Genomic DNA, 15,690 nt, shown 5'->3' on the forward strand with positions numbered 1-15,690 from the left:
CACAGAATTTGGGAAGGTCCGGTTCTGCAATGCATCACGGCGTGACGCATTGCGCCCGGGACAGGTTCAACCCAGATCCTTCCTTGGATCGTAAGGCCTGTCGTCGCGCAGTTTCTCGATTTCGCGCTTCAACTCTTCATCGACGCTGTCGGGCAGCATCACCCGCACAGTGGCGAACAGGTCGCCGTGGCTCTTGCCGCCCTTGGCTTTCAGGCCTTTGCCTTTGAGACGGAACGTACGACCGGCATTCGTGCCGGCCGGAATCGCCAGTTCAACCGCGCCATCGAGCGTCGGCACGCGAACTTTGCCGCCCAGCACCGCCTCATAAAGCGTGATCGGCAGGTCGATGCGCAAGTCGTCGCCGTCGGCCTTGAACACCGGATGCGGCGCGATGTTGATCGTAATGATGGCGTCACCGTTACGGCCGAGCGGCCCAGGATAGCCCTGCCCCTTCAGCCTGATCTGCTGACCGCTGGCGATGCCGGCCGGAATCTTGACCTCGACATCCTTGCCGGTCGGCAGGCTGACGCGCGTGCTCGCGCCTTTGGCGGCATCGGTCAGCGAAATGGTGAGCGAAGCGGCAAGATCCTGCCCGGTCGCCTGCGAGCCGAAGTCTTCCGGCTCGAACTCGGCGGCATGGCCGCGCGGGCCGGCGCCGGCGCGGCCGCCGAACATGCCGCGCAGCAGATCCTCGAAGCCCGAGCCGCCGGCACCGCCCGCGCGGCGCTGGAAGCCATCGGGTCCGAAGGAGAAACTCTCGAAGCCACCGCCGCCTTGGCCGAAACCCTGCCCAAAACCGCCGGCGCCAGGATGGAAACCGCCGCCCGGCTGGCCAGCAAAGCCCTGAAAGCGCGGCTTGCCCTCGGCGTCGATCTCACCGCGATCGAACGCCTTGCGCTTCTCGTCGTCGCCGACGATCTCGTAGGCGGCGTTCAGCTCGGCAAAGCGCGAGGCCGCCTTGGCATCGTCCTTGTTGGCGTCGGGATGGTGCTTTTTGGCAAGTTTGCGGAATGCGGATTTGATCTCCGCCTCGCTCGCGGTCTTGGACACCCCCAAAACGGTGTAGGGGTCACGCATCCCTGACAACTCCCGTCAAACCCGGTGAAACAGCCCCGTCCGGCAGCTTAATGCCACCGAATCGAGACTTAATGTGGGGTTCCTGTTGCCGCGATGCAACGGAGCACAGGCGCGTTCCCGCGCATCTTCAACGCGTGGGCGGCCTACGACCGCTTCCAGGGCTTCATCGAGCGGACTTCCCAGGCCCCCTTATGCGGCCGGCAGGCCTCGCCCTTCAACCAGGCCTCCTTGGGGCCGTTGACGTAGCTCGCCAAGAAGTCGTGGCAGGTCTGCGCGCCATTGGCATAGGCCTGCGCGATCGGCGTTACGGTACCGCGCGCGCCGGTCGCCGGATTTTCCCAGGGCTGGCTCGAATCCTTACCGCCGCGCGCCAGTACTTCCTTCACGGCGGCGCGGGCGAAGGCGAGGTCGGCAGCGGGCGGCAATTCGTCGGCGTCCTTGGAACCCGGTGGCGGGGTGATGGAGCCGGTAACGTCGGAATTGGATCCGAACACCGAATCGAACTGGCCCGACAAACTGCAACCGCCTGCAGCGAGTGCGACAAGCATTGCCGACACGCCGGCCATCCCGCGCCATAGGCGTGGCCCGACGGTTCCTCTATATAAGGCCCGACGGTACCTAGGGGCCATTTCACAGGCCGGCTGACGGGTCGGAAGACCGGTCACGCGAGACACTCCCGAAAGACTGGACTTGCAGATGTCCGAAACGACACCGATTGAGCACACAGTAAAGTTAACGACTGGTGATTTTACCGAGGCCGACGAGCCGATGCGGCTGTTCGCCGCCTGGCTGGGCGACGCCACACAATCTGAGCCGCGAGACCCGACCGCGATGACGCTCGCCACGGTCGACAGCGACGGCCTGCCGAACGCGCGCATGGTGCTGCTCAAGGGCGCCGACGAACATGGCTTCGTCTTCTATACGAATACCGAAAGCCAGAAGGGCAATGAACTCGCCGCCCAGGCCAAAGCCGCCTTGGTGTTCCACTGGAAGTCGCTCAACCGGCAGATCCGCGTGCGCGGTGTCGTTGAACGCGTGACGCCGGAAGAAGCGGACGCCTATTTCGCGACGCGCCCCAAGCAGGCGCAGATCGGCGCCTGGGCCTCGCAACAGTCGCGGCCGCTGGAAAGCCGCCTCGCCTTCGAGAAGGCCATCGCCATCAATGCCGCCAAATACGCCCTCGGCACGGTGCCGCGGCCGCCGCACTGGTCGGGGTTCCGCATCGTCCCCTCGTCCATTGAGTTCTGGCACGACCGTCCGTTCCGCCTGCACGACCGTATTGTGTTCAAGCGCGAAAAACCGGGCGCGCCGTGGAGCAAAACGCGGCTCTATCCGTGATATGACGGTTCCGGAGACACAACGAATGCCCACCAGCCCATCCAACCAGCCACGCCGCACCTTGCTCCTGACCGGGGCCAGCCGCGGCATCGGGCATGCGACGGTGAAACGTTTTTCCGCCGCCGGCTGGCGCGTCATCACCTGCTCGCGTCATCCGTTTCCGGAAAACTGCCCGTGGGACGCCGGGCCCGAGGATCACATCCAGGTTGACCTTTCCGACGAAGCCAACACCGTCGAGGCGATCGCGGAAATCAAACGCCGCCTCGAGCGCGGCGAACTGCATGCGCTGGTCAACAACGCGGCGATCTCGCCGAAGGCCGACGGCGGCAAACGACTCGGCTCGCTCGACACCAATATCGGCACTTGGCAGCGCGTGTTTGCGGTGAACTTTTTCGCGCCGATCATGCTGGCACGGGGGCTGGTCGATCAGCTCAAGGCCGCCAACGGCGCCGTGGTCAACGTCACCTCGATCGCCGGTTCGCGCGTACATCCCTTCGCCGGCGCGGCCTATGCCACCTCCAAAGCGGCGCTGGCGTCGCTGACGCGCGAAATGGCCAGCGACTTCGGCCGTCTCGGCATCCGCGTTAACGCTATCGCGCCGGGCGAGATCGACACCTCGATCCTGTCGCCGGGCACCGAAAAGATCGTCGAGCAGATCCCGATGCAGCGGCTCGGCACGCCGGACGAAGTCGCCAAGATCATTTACGTGCTCTGCACCGAGACCAGTTCGTATGTGAACGGCGCGGAAATCCACATCAATGGCGGCCAGCACGTCTGACCGCTGCAATTCGACTCAAATAATCACAGCGCCTGTGGCGTCGGCCTTGTCGCAGGCTCGCGGCGGCGCTGCAAGCCGGCGAATTTCAGCCTGTGCGTCTCACCGCACGGGCACTTGAAATCCATCGGTGCCTTGAGCGGGTTGATCATATCCTCGTAGGCAATGCGGCTGATGACCGCGATGCCGGTCTCCGGACAGGTGATGATGATGCGCGGTCGGCCCATGGTTTCCCTCCAGCGGCTACGCCTGCTTTCAGTCAATGAACGCAGGGGGATGCGGGGAGTTCCACGGTTTCGAGCGTGTCAACAGGCGGCTACAGCCACTTCTTCCATTTGAAGAAGAGAATCGGCCCGATGGCGGCGCACAGCATGATGACCAGCGCCAGCGGATAGCCGGCGAGCCATTCCAGCTCCGGCATGTGCTTGAAGTTCATGCCATAGATCGAGGCGACCAAAGTCGGCGGCATGAAGATCACGGCTGCGATCGAGAAGATCTTGATGATGTCGTTCTGCTGGATCGAGACGATGCCGAGCAGCGCATCGAGCAGGAAGGTGATCTTGCCGGCAAGATAAGTGGCGTGGTCGGACAGCGAGATCACGTCGCGCTGCATCGAGGTCAGCTGAAGTTTGTAATCCTTCGGCCACTTCATCGCCTCCGCTTCGTTGGCGAGGAACGACAACAGGCGGCCGACCGAGACCTGACATTCGCGCACTTTCGAGGTGAGGTCGCCCTTGCGGCCGAGCGTCTTGAGCACGTCGTTATAGGACGGCGGCCCGGCGCCCTCCTCCGGCTCGAAGATCGTATGCGACACTTTATCAACCTCGGCGGCGACACGCTCAAGAATGTCGGCGGAGCGATCGACGATGGCGTCGAGCAGGTCCATAAACACGCTGTCGCCAGTCACCTTCGGCCCGCAGAAACGGCCGAGCTTGTGCTCGATCAGCGCGAAAGGCCGCGGCGTGTCGTAGCGCACGGTGCAGAGGCAGTGCTTGGTGAGAATGAAGGTGACGGCGGTGGTTTTTGGCGTCGCCGAGTCGGACTGGCACATCAGGGTGGCCGTCATGAAGCGCGCGCCGTTTTCGACATAGAGACGGCTGGAGACTTCGATCTCCTGCATTTCTTCGGCCGTCGGCACCGCGATGCCGAGGATCTGCTCGACCAGTTTGTCTTCCTGGACGGTCGGGTTGAGAAGATCGATCCAGACCGGCGAGTCCGGCGGCTCATCGCCGGGCTCCACCGGAACGCGTTCAAGAAGGGTGCCGCGCTGGACATAGATCGAAAGCATCACTCACCCTGGGCCATCACCGCCGAAGCCGGTGAGCTTTCATGGCAAGAACGCATCATCCGGCGCAAGCCGGAAAATGCGCGCGCCGTCCTTCAAGGCGTCACAAAGCCGGCCGCGCACATGTCGAGCGCGGCGTGGTGAACGTCACCCAGTTCTGAGAAACGTGGTGCGGCCGGGCTCTCAGATGGCGCGGGCCGCGCGCTGTACCGTGAGCGGTTGGCTTAGTCGCAGTCGTTCGGCAGGAAGCGCTTGGCTTCGACCGGCTTGCGCTCCGGCTTGTGGCGTACGGCGCCGGCGACGGCGGAGATGCCGATCTTGCCGTAACGCTCGTTGAGCTGGCTCGACGAGCCCTGTTGCTGCTGTTGCTGCGGACGCTCAGTACGCTCCGTACCCTTGGGCGCGGTCATTTCAGTGTTGCTCCATAGTCCTTGAGGTTTCCTCGAGGGTGTTTGTTGTCGCCAACTGGGGCGGAATTGCGCAACCAAACGCGATTTGACTGTGACTCTGGCGCAAAACCGGGCCGTTGAGACTATCGGGTCCAGTATACCCTTTGTTATGGTAAACCCCCTGTTAACACGTTGTAGGCAAGGTCTTTTTTCGGACGAGCGCAAGAGTTCCGCGTTGCGCGTGTTAAAAAGCCGGAAAAACTGCGGCTTTCCTGCAACAGCCGCACAGGAACAGCCGTCGCGAAGTTAACAAGCGTGGCAAAATCACGTCGTCTTCGCTTAATTGCATTGCGGCAGTGGACAGGTCGGGCGCTGAACGAGCGACCGGGAAAGAGGACGAAAATGCGGGCTAAGGGACTGATTTTGGCTGTGTTTGGCGTCGGGCTGATGCTCGGTGGTTGTATGCAGACCACGGTCGAGCCGGCCTCAGAAGCCAGCATGACTCCTCGCGACAAGAAGCTGCTGGCCGCGGCGCCCTACGAAAAGGCGACAATTCCTGAGCCGTATCAACGCCATATCGTCGGCTATCACCGCAAGGAAGTGCCCGGCACGATCGTCGTCGATTCGGACGCGCGCTATCTCTACTACGTGCTCGATGGCGGCAAGGCGATCCGCTACGGCGTGACCGTCGGTGAAGAAGCGCTGGCCTGGTCGGGCGTCGCCAAGGTTGGCCGCAAGGCCGAATGGCCGACCTGGACCCCCACCGCGGACATCAAGAAGCGCATGGATGTGCCGAACTTCGTTGGCTCCGGCCCGCAGAACCCGATGGGTGCGCGCGCGCTGTACCTCTACGAGGGCAACAAGGACACGCTCTACCGCATCCATGGCACCAACCAGCCGGAATATATCGGCCAGGCGATTTCCTCGGGCTGCATCCGCATGACCAACGAGGACATCATCGACCTCTACAACCGCGTGAAGCCGAACAGCGTCGTGGTGGTGCTGGCTCCGGGCCAGGGCGACTCGCCCTTCAGCCCGACGGCGAAGCCGCGCATGGCGTCGGTCAGCCTGTTCGACTGATCAGCGCTGAAATTCAAAGTTACGGGGACTGAGACGGAAACGGCGCCTTTGGGCGCCGTTTTTGTTTAGCCCAGCGTCACGCGCACGATTTCCGGCGGCATGCCGAGCCGCATCGGCACAATGCTGGTGCCGAGGCCGCCCGAGACAATCATCGTCCGATTCTGCTCGATGATCCGGCCGTAGGCGAAGCGCGCGCCATAGGCCGACGGCGCCCAGAATGGCGCAACGAAAGGCGGCCGGATCTGGCCGCCATGGGTGTGGCCAGCGAGCGTGAGCGATACCCGCTCCGGGACCTGGACGAAAATGTCGGGCTCATGGACCAGCAGAATCACCGGATCGGCGGTGTCGCAACGCTTGAGCGTGCCGGGCAGATCGTCGACGCCGCGAAAGCGGCCATGGCCGAGCCGGTGGGCAATCTGATCGCCAAGACCCGCCAGCCAGAATCGCGCGCCCGGCTCGCCGAGCAGCACCGCATCGTTCTCCATCAAGGGGATGCGCACATTGCGCAACGCCGCGCGGGTCGGTTCAAGACCATGCCACCAGTCGTGATTGCCGAGGATCGCATAAACGCCAAGACGCGCCTTGAGCCGCGCGAGTTCGAATGACCAGCCTTCCGGCGGCACGACCTCGGTAACAAAGCGATGCGTGGCGAAATAATCGCCGAGCAGCACCGTCAAATCGCTGCCAAGCGCGTTGGCGGCATCGACCACCTGGCGCACGCGCTCGATGCCCATATTGGGGCCACCGGCGTGGATATCGGCGATGACGGTGATGGTCAGGCGCTGCCCGGCCCGCCACCCCGGCGGGCTGAGGTGGTAGTCGGTGATCGACAGGCCGTTGGCAGCTTCCAGCGCTGCATAAGCGGCCGTGCCCGGCACCACCACGCCGGCAAGGCCGGTGAGACCGAGGCCGGCCTTGATGAGCCCGCGGCGGCTGATGCCGGATGCGGCCGGCGGTGGCGGCGCCGATCGGCGCACATCGAAGGTCATGCCCCGGAACTAGCGCAAAAGGTTGAAAGGAAAGTAGACGCCGCCCCGCGATTTCTTGCGCTTCATCGCCGGCCGCGGCCGCGGCAATGGCACGTCGGCAATCGCGATCGGCGCCGTTTTGGCCGGTTCGGCGGCAGCATCGTCGGCGTCGTCGGCGTGTTCCTCCGGGGCGGGCTCGTCCGGCTTTTTCTCGGACTTGGCTTCTGATTTGGCATCGCCCTTGGGGTCAGCTTTAGCGACCTCGGCCGGTTTCGGTGGTGGCGGCGGCGGCGGTGGCGGCTCGAGCACATTCCATTGGCACATGCGGAAGCCGCCGCGGCGCTGCGCCAGATCCACATGAATATGCTCTTCGTGATAGCCGTCCGAACCGGGGCCAAGCACGGTAGTGAAGCGCGCGCAGGCCGAAGCCCGCAAATCGGTCCGTACGTCCTTGGCGAAAGTCTTGTCGGTGAGCAGCACGCTCTTCTTGTCGGTGAAGGTGATGCTGCGGACGTCGACCGCATTGCCCTTGCCATGCTCACTGAGCTTGGCGCCGAAGATGCGGTTACGGCCACGGCAGCTGTAGTCGTCGTAGGTCTCGACGCTGGCAAGCGTCTGGCCGTTCTTGGTGACCCGCGCTGCAACGTCGTCGCGCACCCACAGCGTGAACTGTTCCGCCATCTCACAACGCAGGAACGGGGCCGGCCTGATGTCGATGCGTCTGTCTTTGTTGATGAGGACGGCCTCGAGCTCGACCATGTCTTCGCCGCCGCAGGCGCCCGGCCCAATCAGGCGCGGGATCGGTCTGAGCTTGGCCGTTTTTTCCAGCCGCTGCCGGCACTCCGAGGGCGCCGACGTGACCGCAGCACCCTGGAAATCGGCGCCAGCGGCCTCGCGGAACGACAGAGGCTCACGCCATGGCGCAGGGGTCGCAGGCGTTGCCGGTATCGCAGGCCGGGAGCGCGGCAGTGGCACATCATCGGCGAACGCGGGCAGGACGGCCGACAACAGCCCGCCCCCCACTGCGATGCAAAATGCTGCCGCCAATCGCCTCATTGTTCGCGATCTCTGACACGAATGCGGCGTTTGTGCGAGGCACAAATCGAACCGGCCCACAACGCCGACGCTTTCACTTTCGTCCACGACCGCTAATCTATCCGTGACCGGCGAGGGGCCGGTCCAAAAAGCCGACAGGCTGCGGCGGCGATACAAGCCGCCCAACAACACGGAGAGGGAATTCCATGCTTGGACTGATGCAGGGCTGGCCGCTGTTATGCCAGCGCATCGTCGATCACGCCGCCACATTCCATGGCGAGCGCAAGGTCATCACCCGCTCGGTCGAAGGACCGATCGTCGAGACCAATTACGCCGAGATCCGCAGGCGCGCGCTCAAGGTGGCGCAGCGGCTGGATAAGGACGGCATCAGGCTCGGCGACCGGGTGGCGACTTTGGCGTGGAACACCTGGCGGCACCTGGAATGCTGGTACGGTATCATGGGCATCGGCGCCATTTATCATACCGTGAACCCGCGTCTGTTCCCCGAGCAGATCGTCTGGATCGTCAATCATGCCGAAGACCGCATGATGTTCGTCGATCTCACCTTCGTGCCGCTCATCGAGAAGATTGCCGACAAGCTGCCGACCATCGAGCGCTATGTCATCCTCACCGACGCCGCGCACATGCCGCAGACGACGCTCAAGAACGCGGTCGCCTATGAGGACTGGATTGCGCAAGTCGATGGCGACTTCGCCTGGAAAGAGTTCGACGAGAACACCGCCGCCGGCATGTGCTACACCTCCGGCACCACCGGCCACCCGAAGGGCGTGCTCTACTCGCATCGCTCCAACGTGCTGCATTCGATGATTGCGGCGATGCCCGACGCCATGGCGGCGTCGAGCCGCGACACGATCCTGCCCGTGGTGCCGATGTTCCATGCCAATTGCTGGGGCCTGGCGCTGACCGCGCCGATGGTCGGCGCGACGCTGGTGATGCCCGGGCCGAAGATGGACGGCGCCTCGATCTACGAACTGCTCACCAAATACAAGGTCAGCTTCACCGCCGCGGTGCCGACCGTATGGCTGATGCTGCTGCAGGATCTCGAAAAGACCGGCGGCAAGCTGCCCGACCTCAAGCGCGTCGTCATCGGCGGCTCGGCCTGCCCGCGCGCCATGACCAAGACCTTCCAGGACGTCTACGACGTCGAGGTCATCCATGCCTGGGGCATGACCGAGATGAGCCCGCTCGGCTCGCTCTGCACCATGAAGCCGGAATACGTACACCTCACCGGCGACGCCAAGCTCGACATCGAGATGAAACAAGGCCACCCGCCGTTCGGCGTCGAGATGAAGATCACCGACGACAACAACAAGCCTCTGCCCTGGGACGGTAAGGTGTTCGGCCGGCTCAAGGTGCGCGGGCCGGCGGTGGCCAAGAGCTACTACAAGGGCGAAGGCAACGAGGCCTTCGACAAGGACGGCTGGTTCGACACCGGCGACGTCGCCACCATGGACCCTTACGGCTATATGCAGATCACCGATCGCTCCAAGGACGTGATCAAGTCCGGCGGCGAATGGATCTCGTCGATCGATCTGGAAAATCTCGCCGTCGGCTATCCCAAGGTGGCGGAAGCCGCCGTAATCGGCGTTGCGCATCCCAAATGGGACGAGCGGCCGCTCCTCGTCATCGTGCTCAAGAAGGGCGAGACAGCCACAAAGGATGAAATCCTCGGATTCATGCAGGGCAAATGCGCCAAGTGGTGGATGCCGGACGATGTCGCCTTCGTCGACGAAATTCCCCACACTGCGACGGGGAAGATTCAGAAGATTACGCTCAGGAAGCAGTTCGCGGATTATCGGCTTCCGGCGGGAGAGGCGGCGGAGTGAGATGACCGGGCCCAACCCTTGCGTCATGGCGCAGTCTGCGCCGAACGAGGTAGGCGCAGACGCGGGCTATTTGCTCCGCCCGAAAATGAATCAATCCGTGAACGCCGTATCGAAATGGCATAAATATCTGGACCGAAGATGCTTTTACAAACCGTCCGTCCAACAATGTCGACCGCCGGACGGACGCAGCACGCCCACCACCGCCGGACATGTCCACGGGAAAGGCGACTCGGTCTCCGCGCCCGGCAATCAATATGACCGGACAATCGACATCTCCCCATGCGGGGTCGATCTTCGAAAGCTCACCGATCCGCCACAAGAGTGATTTGACATAGCCAATTCGCAGCCTTCGCACATCCGATGCCACATGAGCGACGACGTCCAACGCCGCGCCAGACGCCCGCACCGCCAGATCACCCACGACTTGAAAGTTCCGCAAGATCAGAATGAGCGTCCCGAAAGTCGCATCGCGCAAGAAACGAGAAATCAGAGCCGACGGCGCATGCTCGAACAGACCGACGGGAGAAATCAAAATAACCGCGTTAATCTTTGTCTTCGGCGATCTCTCCTTAAGACAACGAATCGCATGCGACACTTTGATCGCGCCCTCCGAATGGCCAATCAATGTCACGACGCATGGCTTAACGCCGCCGATATAATTCACCGCGGCCATCGACTCGATCAAGATAGAGTTCTTTTCTCCGGCCACCGGCTTGGTTTCCAGACTGACGACCCGTGTGTCCGCAGCACTCGCCAGGTGACCGCAGAACCTGACAAGCGAATGGGCGCCGCCAGCGGACCAGCCCGGCAAAAAAAATATCGCACCGCCTTCAAGAGAGTCACGACCGTAGCTCCTCGAGACGACCTCGACGCTCTTGCCATCGACGTCGACCGTCTGGAGAACGGCGCCGCCTCCATCGTCGTCGTCATCGATACAAGATAGAAACGATTCAATATCGTTGATCTTTAGTTCGACGATCGAACACAGATACACGACAACGATAAAGATCGTATCGATGTAATGCCTGTGAACCGACTGCAAAATACCGATTGGAAGCGACACAAGCACCGCTATGAACATGTACTTGGCGTACCGCCACAGTATCGAGATCGACGCGCTGCAGTATTCAATAACGGCCTCATATACACGGACGGCATCGCTTTCAAAATGATCTTCAAAGACCTGTAGTGCACGCTGATTCTGCGTTTGGAATTTCATATTCCATATCGCGACCATGCCAAGAATCATCGTCATCATGAGCCAGAACGAAGTCCACGCCATTCGCTCCGATGGAATCGTGAGAACGACGCATGTTTCGAACAATCCAAATAAAAAAGGAATCGCTGTGTCGAGAAATTTCTGCCTATAGGCATGAAACTGGTCGTTCGTCGCATAGGCATGCCAGATCGTCATAATCCCGAGGATTGAGATGACTATCTTCACAAGAGAATTGACGGGAACGATTGACCAATCGAGCGTCGAAAGCGCCTTGCTGAACGTTTCGACTAGGCTATCCCCGCCGCGGGAGTTGTCCACCATGACCCAGAGGAAAGCCGCGAGGGGCACAGCTTGGACGACGGTGATCAGAGAATTGTAAGTGCCTGCTCCATAGGGAGACAGCGGCTCCCTGATGCTATGCATGACACGCTTTCGCCGCCCCATTTGCGCCCCCCATATTGTGACAATTATATGTCGCCTGGGTTGTGCACCGCCAGATCTTTTACACGTAAAAATTGCGATTATTGAAGCGCTTTGACCGCCAGAGGGACCGGTCAAAGCACTCGGCAATGGCCGACTCAGGAGGACGGCTCAATTCTAACTTTGGTTGCCTCGTCCGCCTTACCGCCGCAATATTTCTCGATCGCCTCCCCGAACACACCCTCCCCTTGCGCCTTCGCGAACAGCGTCATCGACGATCTGAATTTCATATCGTCGGGCGATCCGAAAATTTCTGCGACCGAACGCCCCGACACACCAACCAACTGCGTACACTCAACAAGACGCGGGCCCAAGACCGGATGCGCGAGATAAGCCCGCGCCTCGTCGAGGCCGGAGATCGCATATTTCTGCGACATCATGCTGAGCCCAAGCCCCGCAATCTGCGGGAAGATGAACCATATCCAGTGCGTCCGCTTCCTTCCGCGGCGCAATTCATCGCAGGCGGTCGCGTAGACCGCCGCCTGCGCGGTAACGAACCGATCGAGATTAAAAACATCCTGCGTCATACCCGTCACCACGCTTCGTAACTAAGATACCGAGTTCTTTTATCGACAATTAATGTCCGCACCTTGGGCACGCTCGTTAACGTGTTCGCAGCGACCAGGGTCCAGAGGAAACGGCGCTGAAGCGTCAAGCCGGCGAAATGATTCCGGCGGATCGCGGATAGCGTTTATTGTCGATGCTGTCGGCGTGGGCCGCAATGCCCGACGCATATTTATGCCATGTTGTGGCCACGCCCCGGCCGGTTTGCGACAGCACCTGTTCCCACGCGCAATATCACCAATTCATGCAGCGGTAACGGAACGTGACGGCACCATTGTTCCCTGGTGACGTTATCTTGGCACCTGCTAGGGCGAACCGCCCGGACTAACCCCGAAGAACGATGATCACATCACGCCTCGCGCAGTCGAGCGTGCGAGCGATGTTTCGCGCCTTAAAGGGTGCAATCAACCAACGGAGGGACCGATGATCAATATCGACCTGCCGCCCCTCTGCCCCGTCTGTGGTGGCAAGACCCGATTGAGAGAGATGCATCGCACGCCGCGCGGTGACGGATACAGTTGTTTTTTCCGCTGCGTCGACTGTCGCACCGATTACCCGCGCAAGCTGACGGCCGATGATGCGAAATCCGCTGGCTTCCTGTCGGCGCCGTCGACCGGGGACGGGAATCGGGATCCCGCGGCACAGGGCTGAAGCCGACTTGGAACACGACTTGGGAAATCGCAAGTCCTCGGGTAAAAGGCCGCGACGGCGGCGCCGGCATCCGGCGCTGCGTTTTTCAAGGAGCGCCGGAATGCCGATTACCCGCCGGGCCGCCTTGCTCGCGGCCATTGCCGCGAGCCTCGCGCCCTTCCCCGCCACCGCACAGACCGGAAAGACTATGACCACTGCTTCAGGCCTTCAGATCCAGGACACCCAAGCCGGCACCGGCGCCACGCCCAAGCGCGGCCAGACCTGCGTGATGCACTACACCGGCTGGCTCTATGAGAACGGCCAGAAGGGCAAGAAATTCGATTCGTCCGTCGATCGCGGCGAACCCTTCGAATTCCCGATCGGTACCGGCCGCGTCATCAAGGGCTGGGACGAAGGCGTCGCCACCATGAAAGTCGGCGGCAAGCGCACACTCATCATCCCGCCGGAGCTCGGCTACGGCGCGCGCGGCGCCGGCGGCGTCATTCCGCCGAACGCGACGTTGATCTTCGACGTCGAATTGCTCGGCGTGAAGTAAGCGCGGCGCTTGAAAAAATGAAACGGCCTCCGGTGCCAAACGCGCCGGAGGCCGTGTTGCATTAAGAGCCGGTTAACCATGATTTCTTAATGTCCGTTAACGGTTCAACCGGGAATGGACGCGCGTGACGACAGCGATCGGCTCAAATCCTTACGGCGCCGCGGGCGCCGCCTATGGCTCGCAAACCGCCAGCACCGCGGCAACGACAACCAAGACGACGGACAAGACCGGCGACAACACGGGCTCAGCGACAAGCAGCACCGACACGGTCGATTTGTCCGACGCCGCCAAGGCCTACCTCTCGAACCAAACGACCAACGCGGCAAGTCTGGCCGCGACGGCGCGAAAATGGTTCGACGCGCAGTACAAGACGACCGGCCGCTCGTCGCCAATGCTCGACGGTAGTGTGGCGCTCGACATGACCTCGATCAGCCGCGAAACGCTGTCAGCCATTGCCGCCAATACCGACAACCTGTTCAGCCAGGACGAAGTGCTTGCCGCCGGCGCGACGCTGCAGAAGCGCTTCGACGATGCATTGGCGCCGCATGTCGTCGTCGCCCGCCACACCGGCGATTATGCCGGCCTTTACAAGGCCGCCGCCGACTATCTCGACAAGGCCGGCGCCGATGAACGCGCGACGCCATTGTGGATCAGCACCCGGAAAGCCGTCGATGAGGGACTGGCGCTGGCGCGGCAATCGCCGATGAAGGCGCCGCAAACCACGAACGGCAATGACCCCATTGCGGCGCTGCTGCAAAAGACATCGCAGGTCGCCAATGCCAGCAATGCGACCTCCGACGCCGCGATTGTCACCGATGCGCGGGCGCGGCTCGATGCGCTGGCCAACAAGGCGCGCGACGCCGGCACCGAGCTGGTGTTCGATTCAACACGCAAGACCGGCCAGTTCGTCGACTTCACGAGTTTCAGCAACCAGTCGCTGGCTCTGGTCACGCTCAATCAGGATGGAAAGTTCTCCGCGGAAGAAGCGCGCGCGGCCAAGGCAGAACTGTCCCAGCGTCACCGCGCCAGTCTCATGACAGTCTTCAGCGGGTCCAGCGGCTCGACCGATGCCGGCAGTCAGAGCCTGGCTCTGATCAGCCACTACAACAAGATGAGCGCCGCCGAGAAGGCGGCCTCGGGCTACAACAGCGATCTGCAAAACCGGCTGGTCCAGAATTACCGGCTGGCGTCGATGTTCAATGGCGGCTCGAGCGGCAGTTCCGGCAGCAAGGCCACCAGTCTGGTCAGCTACCTGAAGTAACGCGCGAACTGGCCTCTTAGCCGGCCTTGCGTGTCCACGGCAGCAAACCGCCGATCAGCGCGTCGGCCAGCGACGTCGATGGCTCTCGGCCGGCGCGAGCGCGATCATGGACCAGCCCGTGGATGAAGCCGAGTTTGCGGATCACCCCCGGCGACAGCACGAAGGGATAAAGATCGCGTGCGCCCATCGAGCGGTTGACGTTGTTCATGGCGAACACATAAGGCAACCAGGCGTCGACGATCTGCTCGATGCTGTCCGCACGATAGGGGTCGAACGTGACCCTGGCCGCAAACTCGCCGGTGTTGTCCACCTTCGGCTTCACCGACATGCCCGAGGCCACGACCATCTCCAGCGTATCGACGATGTGGATGTAGTGCGCCCAGGTTTCGGCGAAATCCTCCCAAGGATGCGCGCTGGCGTATTGCGACACGAAATTGTCTTGCCAATCGGTCGGCGTGCCATCCTTGTAGTACCGCTGCAGCGCTGCGCCGTAATCCTCGCTATCGTCGCCGAACATGGCGCGGCAAGCGTCGAGCTTGCCGCCGTCGCGCACCAGGACATCCCAATAGTAGTGGCCGATCTCGTGCCGGAAATGGCCGAGCAGCGTCCGGTACGGCTCGCCCATCGCAACACGGCGTCTTTCGCGCTCGGCGTCGTTGGCCTCGGCGAGCGCAATGGTGATCTTGCCGCTGTCATGGCCGGTCATGACCTTGGGGCCGCCAATCTGGGGGGCGTCCGCCAGGAATTCAAACGACAGGCCCCGCACCGGGTCGTCGATGATCGTGGTCAGCGGCAGGTTGAGGCGGATCAGCGAATAAAACAGCCGGTGTTTGGCCATTTCCAGCGCCTGCCAGGCCGGCAGGTTGGCCGGCACCGACAGATCGGGGATGGTCTGATTATGCCGACAGGCCAGGCAATAGGCGTCGGTCGTTTCGTCCGGGACGAACCAGTTGCAAACGCCGTGCTCCGCATTGGCACACAAAAGCCGGCGCTGTTCCGGCGCATTGAGCGGCTTCCACCAGTTATCGCCAAGCGGTTCGATCGCGGTCATTTCGGTCTGCGCCGGCCGATAGGCAAGCCTATGACCACAGACTTCGCAGGAGACGTTGTCGAAATAAACAATGTTGCCGCAGGACTGGCACTTGAACAGTTTCATAACATTTCAAAATGTGCGGGCAGAGCCGGG

The 15,690-nt window shown here is 62.1% G+C and carries 17 protein-coding genes; 7 read left to right on the plus strand and 10 right to left on the minus strand.

Annotation, left to right across the window (positions count from 1 at the left end; genetic code table 11):
- Nucleotides 1–66: 66 nt before the first annotated feature.
- Both DXH78_RS16920 and DXH78_RS16925 read right to left on the minus strand, forming a co-directional pair.
- Nucleotides 67–1,077, minus strand: coding sequence for a DnaJ C-terminal domain-containing protein (locus tag DXH78_RS16920; RefSeq protein ID WP_115518392.1), 1,011 nt, complete (start codon nt 1,075–1,077; stop codon nt 67–69).
- Between the two features lie 143 nt (nt 1,078–1,220).
- Nucleotides 1,221–1,643 carry an RT0821/Lpp0805 family surface protein gene (locus DXH78_RS16925; RefSeq protein ID WP_430727500.1) on the minus strand — a complete coding sequence of 141 codons (423 nt, stop codon included), beginning with the start codon at nt 1,641–1,643 and terminating at the stop codon, nt 1,221–1,223.
- Between the two features lie 130 nt (nt 1,644–1,773).
- Here DXH78_RS16925 and pdxH point away from each other — a divergent pair, with 130 nt between their 5' ends.
- Both pdxH and DXH78_RS16935 read left to right on the plus strand, forming a co-directional pair.
- A complete protein-coding gene (gene pdxH / locus DXH78_RS16930; protein WP_115518393.1) occupies nt 1,774–2,415 on the plus strand; it encodes a pyridoxamine 5'-phosphate oxidase in 642 nt (213 codons plus the stop codon).
- Between the two features lie 25 nt (nt 2,416–2,440).
- Nucleotides 2,441–3,193, plus strand: coding sequence for an SDR family NAD(P)-dependent oxidoreductase (locus DXH78_RS16935; RefSeq protein ID WP_115518394.1), 753 nt, complete (start codon nt 2,441–2,443; stop codon nt 3,191–3,193).
- Between the two features lie 23 nt (nt 3,194–3,216).
- Here the strand turns inward: DXH78_RS16935 and DXH78_RS16940 are convergent, their stop codons facing one another.
- The 3 genes from DXH78_RS16940 to DXH78_RS16950 form a co-directional block, all read right to left on the minus strand.
- Entirely contained in the window at nt 3,217–3,417 is a 201-nt protein-coding gene (locus DXH78_RS16940; RefSeq protein ID WP_115518395.1) for a hypothetical protein, read from the minus strand.
- Between the two features lie 89 nt (nt 3,418–3,506).
- The gene (locus DXH78_RS16945) at nt 3,507–4,478 is read right to left on the minus strand and encodes a magnesium transporter CorA family protein (RefSeq protein WP_115518396.1); all 972 of its coding nucleotides are present in this window, start codon (nt 4,476–4,478) and stop codon (nt 3,507–3,509) included.
- 221 nt (nt 4,479–4,699) lie between these two features.
- Nucleotides 4,700–4,885: a hypothetical protein gene (locus DXH78_RS16950; protein ID WP_115518397.1), complete on the minus strand. Its 186-nt coding sequence runs from the start codon at nt 4,883–4,885 to the stop codon at nt 4,700–4,702.
- Between the two features lie 381 nt (nt 4,886–5,266).
- Between DXH78_RS16950 and DXH78_RS16955 the strand changes: the two genes are divergently transcribed.
- Nucleotides 5,267–5,944 carry a L,D-transpeptidase gene (locus DXH78_RS16955; RefSeq protein WP_210209605.1) on the plus strand — a complete coding sequence of 226 codons (678 nt, stop codon included), beginning with the start codon at nt 5,267–5,269 and terminating at the stop codon, nt 5,942–5,944.
- Nucleotides 5,945–6,009: 65 nt separating this feature from the next.
- Here the strand turns inward: DXH78_RS16955 and DXH78_RS16960 are convergent, their stop codons facing one another.
- Nucleotides 6,010–6,933: a metallophosphoesterase gene (locus DXH78_RS16960; protein ID WP_115518398.1), complete on the minus strand. Its 924-nt coding sequence runs from the start codon at nt 6,931–6,933 to the stop codon at nt 6,010–6,012.
- Between the two features lie 9 nt (nt 6,934–6,942).
- A complete protein-coding gene (locus DXH78_RS16965) occupies nt 6,943–7,920 on the minus strand; it encodes an extensin-like domain-containing protein (RefSeq protein ID WP_168192873.1) in 978 nt (325 codons plus the stop codon).
- 233 nt (nt 7,921–8,153) lie between these two features.
- Here DXH78_RS16965 and DXH78_RS16970 point away from each other — a divergent pair, with 233 nt between their 5' ends.
- Nucleotides 8,154–9,794, plus strand: a complete 1,641-nt coding sequence (locus tag DXH78_RS16970) for a fatty-acid--CoA ligase (RefSeq protein WP_115518399.1) — start codon at nt 8,154–8,156, stop codon at nt 9,792–9,794.
- Here the strand turns inward: DXH78_RS16970 and DXH78_RS16975 are convergent.
- Complete coding sequence (locus DXH78_RS16975; RefSeq protein ID WP_115518400.1) at nt 9,742–11,436, minus strand: alpha/beta hydrolase; 1,695 nt, start codon at nt 11,434–11,436, stop codon at nt 9,742–9,744. The genes DXH78_RS16970 and DXH78_RS16975 overlap by 53 nt on opposite strands.
- Before the next feature lie 155 nt (nt 11,437–11,591).
- Nucleotides 11,592–12,020 carry a DUF1810 domain-containing protein gene (locus DXH78_RS16980; protein WP_115518401.1) on the minus strand — a complete coding sequence of 143 codons (429 nt, stop codon included), beginning with the start codon at nt 12,018–12,020 and terminating at the stop codon, nt 11,592–11,594.
- Between the two features lie 460 nt (nt 12,021–12,480).
- Between DXH78_RS16980 and DXH78_RS19685 the strand changes: the two genes are divergently transcribed.
- The 3 genes from DXH78_RS19685 to DXH78_RS16990 all read left to right on the plus strand — a co-directional run bounded on the left by DXH78_RS19685 (nt 12,481) and on the right by DXH78_RS16990 (nt 14,504).
- Entirely contained in the window at nt 12,481–12,708 is a 228-nt protein-coding gene (locus DXH78_RS19685) for a hypothetical protein (protein WP_147292666.1), read from the plus strand.
- 100 nt (nt 12,709–12,808) lie between these two features.
- Nucleotides 12,809–13,243, plus strand: coding sequence for an FKBP-type peptidyl-prolyl cis-trans isomerase (locus tag DXH78_RS16985; protein ID WP_115518402.1), 435 nt, complete (start codon nt 12,809–12,811; stop codon nt 13,241–13,243).
- Nucleotides 13,244–13,367: 124 nt separating this feature from the next.
- On the plus strand, nt 13,368–14,504 hold the full coding sequence (locus DXH78_RS16990) for a hypothetical protein (protein WP_115518403.1): 1,137 nt from the start codon (nt 13,368–13,370) through the stop codon (nt 14,502–14,504).
- 16 nt (nt 14,505–14,520) lie between these two features.
- Here the strand turns inward: DXH78_RS16990 and DXH78_RS16995 are convergent, their stop codons facing one another.
- Nucleotides 14,521–15,660 carry a zinc-binding metallopeptidase family protein gene (locus DXH78_RS16995; protein WP_115518404.1) on the minus strand — a complete coding sequence of 380 codons (1,140 nt, stop codon included), beginning with the start codon at nt 15,658–15,660 and terminating at the stop codon, nt 14,521–14,523.
- Nucleotides 15,661–15,690: the final 30 nt, after the last annotated feature.

The organism is Undibacter mobilis (assembly GCF_003367195.1).
Classification (GTDB): Bacteria; Pseudomonadota; Alphaproteobacteria; order Rhizobiales; family Xanthobacteraceae; genus Pseudolabrys; species Pseudolabrys mobilis.

What these genes read in the sequence shown, in the direction of transcription:
- DXH78_RS16945 (WP_115518396.1), bottom strand. Translation starts at nt 4,478, where the DNA reads ATGCTTTCGATCTATGTCCAGCGCGGCACCCTTCTTGAACGCGTTCCG.
- pdxH (WP_115518393.1), top strand. Translation starts at nt 1,774, where the DNA reads ATGTCCGAAACGACACCGATTGAGCACACAGTAAAGTTAACGACTGGT.
- DXH78_RS16935 (WP_115518394.1), top strand. Translation starts at nt 2,441, where the DNA reads ATGCCCACCAGCCCATCCAACCAGCCACGCCGCACCTTGCTCCTGACC.
- DXH78_RS16980 (WP_115518401.1), bottom strand. Translation starts at nt 12,020, where the DNA reads ATGACGCAGGATGTTTTTAATCTCGATCGGTTCGTTACCGCGCAGGCG.
- DXH78_RS16975 (WP_115518400.1), bottom strand. Translation starts at nt 11,436, where the DNA reads ATGCATAGCATCAGGGAGCCGCTGTCTCCCTATGGAGCAGGCACTTAC.
- DXH78_RS16920 (WP_115518392.1), bottom strand. Translation starts at nt 1,077, where the DNA reads ATGCGTGACCCCTACACCGTTTTGGGGGTGTCCAAGACCGCGAGCGAG.
- DXH78_RS19685 (WP_147292666.1), top strand. Translation starts at nt 12,481, where the DNA reads ATGATCAATATCGACCTGCCGCCCCTCTGCCCCGTCTGTGGTGGCAAG.
- DXH78_RS16995 (WP_115518404.1), bottom strand. Translation starts at nt 15,660, where the DNA reads ATGAAACTGTTCAAGTGCCAGTCCTGCGGCAACATTGTTTATTTCGAC.
- DXH78_RS16985 (WP_115518402.1), top strand. Translation starts at nt 12,809, where the DNA reads ATGCCGATTACCCGCCGGGCCGCCTTGCTCGCGGCCATTGCCGCGAGC.
- DXH78_RS16940 (WP_115518395.1), bottom strand. Translation starts at nt 3,417, where the DNA reads ATGGGCCGACCGCGCATCATCATCACCTGTCCGGAGACCGGCATCGCG.
- DXH78_RS16925 (WP_430727500.1), bottom strand. Translation starts at nt 1,643, where the DNA reads ATGGCCGGCGTGTCGGCAATGCTTGTCGCACTCGCTGCAGGCGGTTGC.
- DXH78_RS16960 (WP_115518398.1), bottom strand. Translation starts at nt 6,933, where the DNA reads ATGACCTTCGATGTGCGCCGATCGGCGCCGCCACCGCCGGCCGCATCC.
- DXH78_RS16970 (WP_115518399.1), top strand. Translation starts at nt 8,154, where the DNA reads ATGCTTGGACTGATGCAGGGCTGGCCGCTGTTATGCCAGCGCATCGTC.
- DXH78_RS16950 (WP_115518397.1), bottom strand. Translation starts at nt 4,885, where the DNA reads ATGACCGCGCCCAAGGGTACGGAGCGTACTGAGCGTCCGCAGCAACAG.
- DXH78_RS16955 (WP_210209605.1), top strand. Translation starts at nt 5,267, where the DNA reads ATGCGGGCTAAGGGACTGATTTTGGCTGTGTTTGGCGTCGGGCTGATG.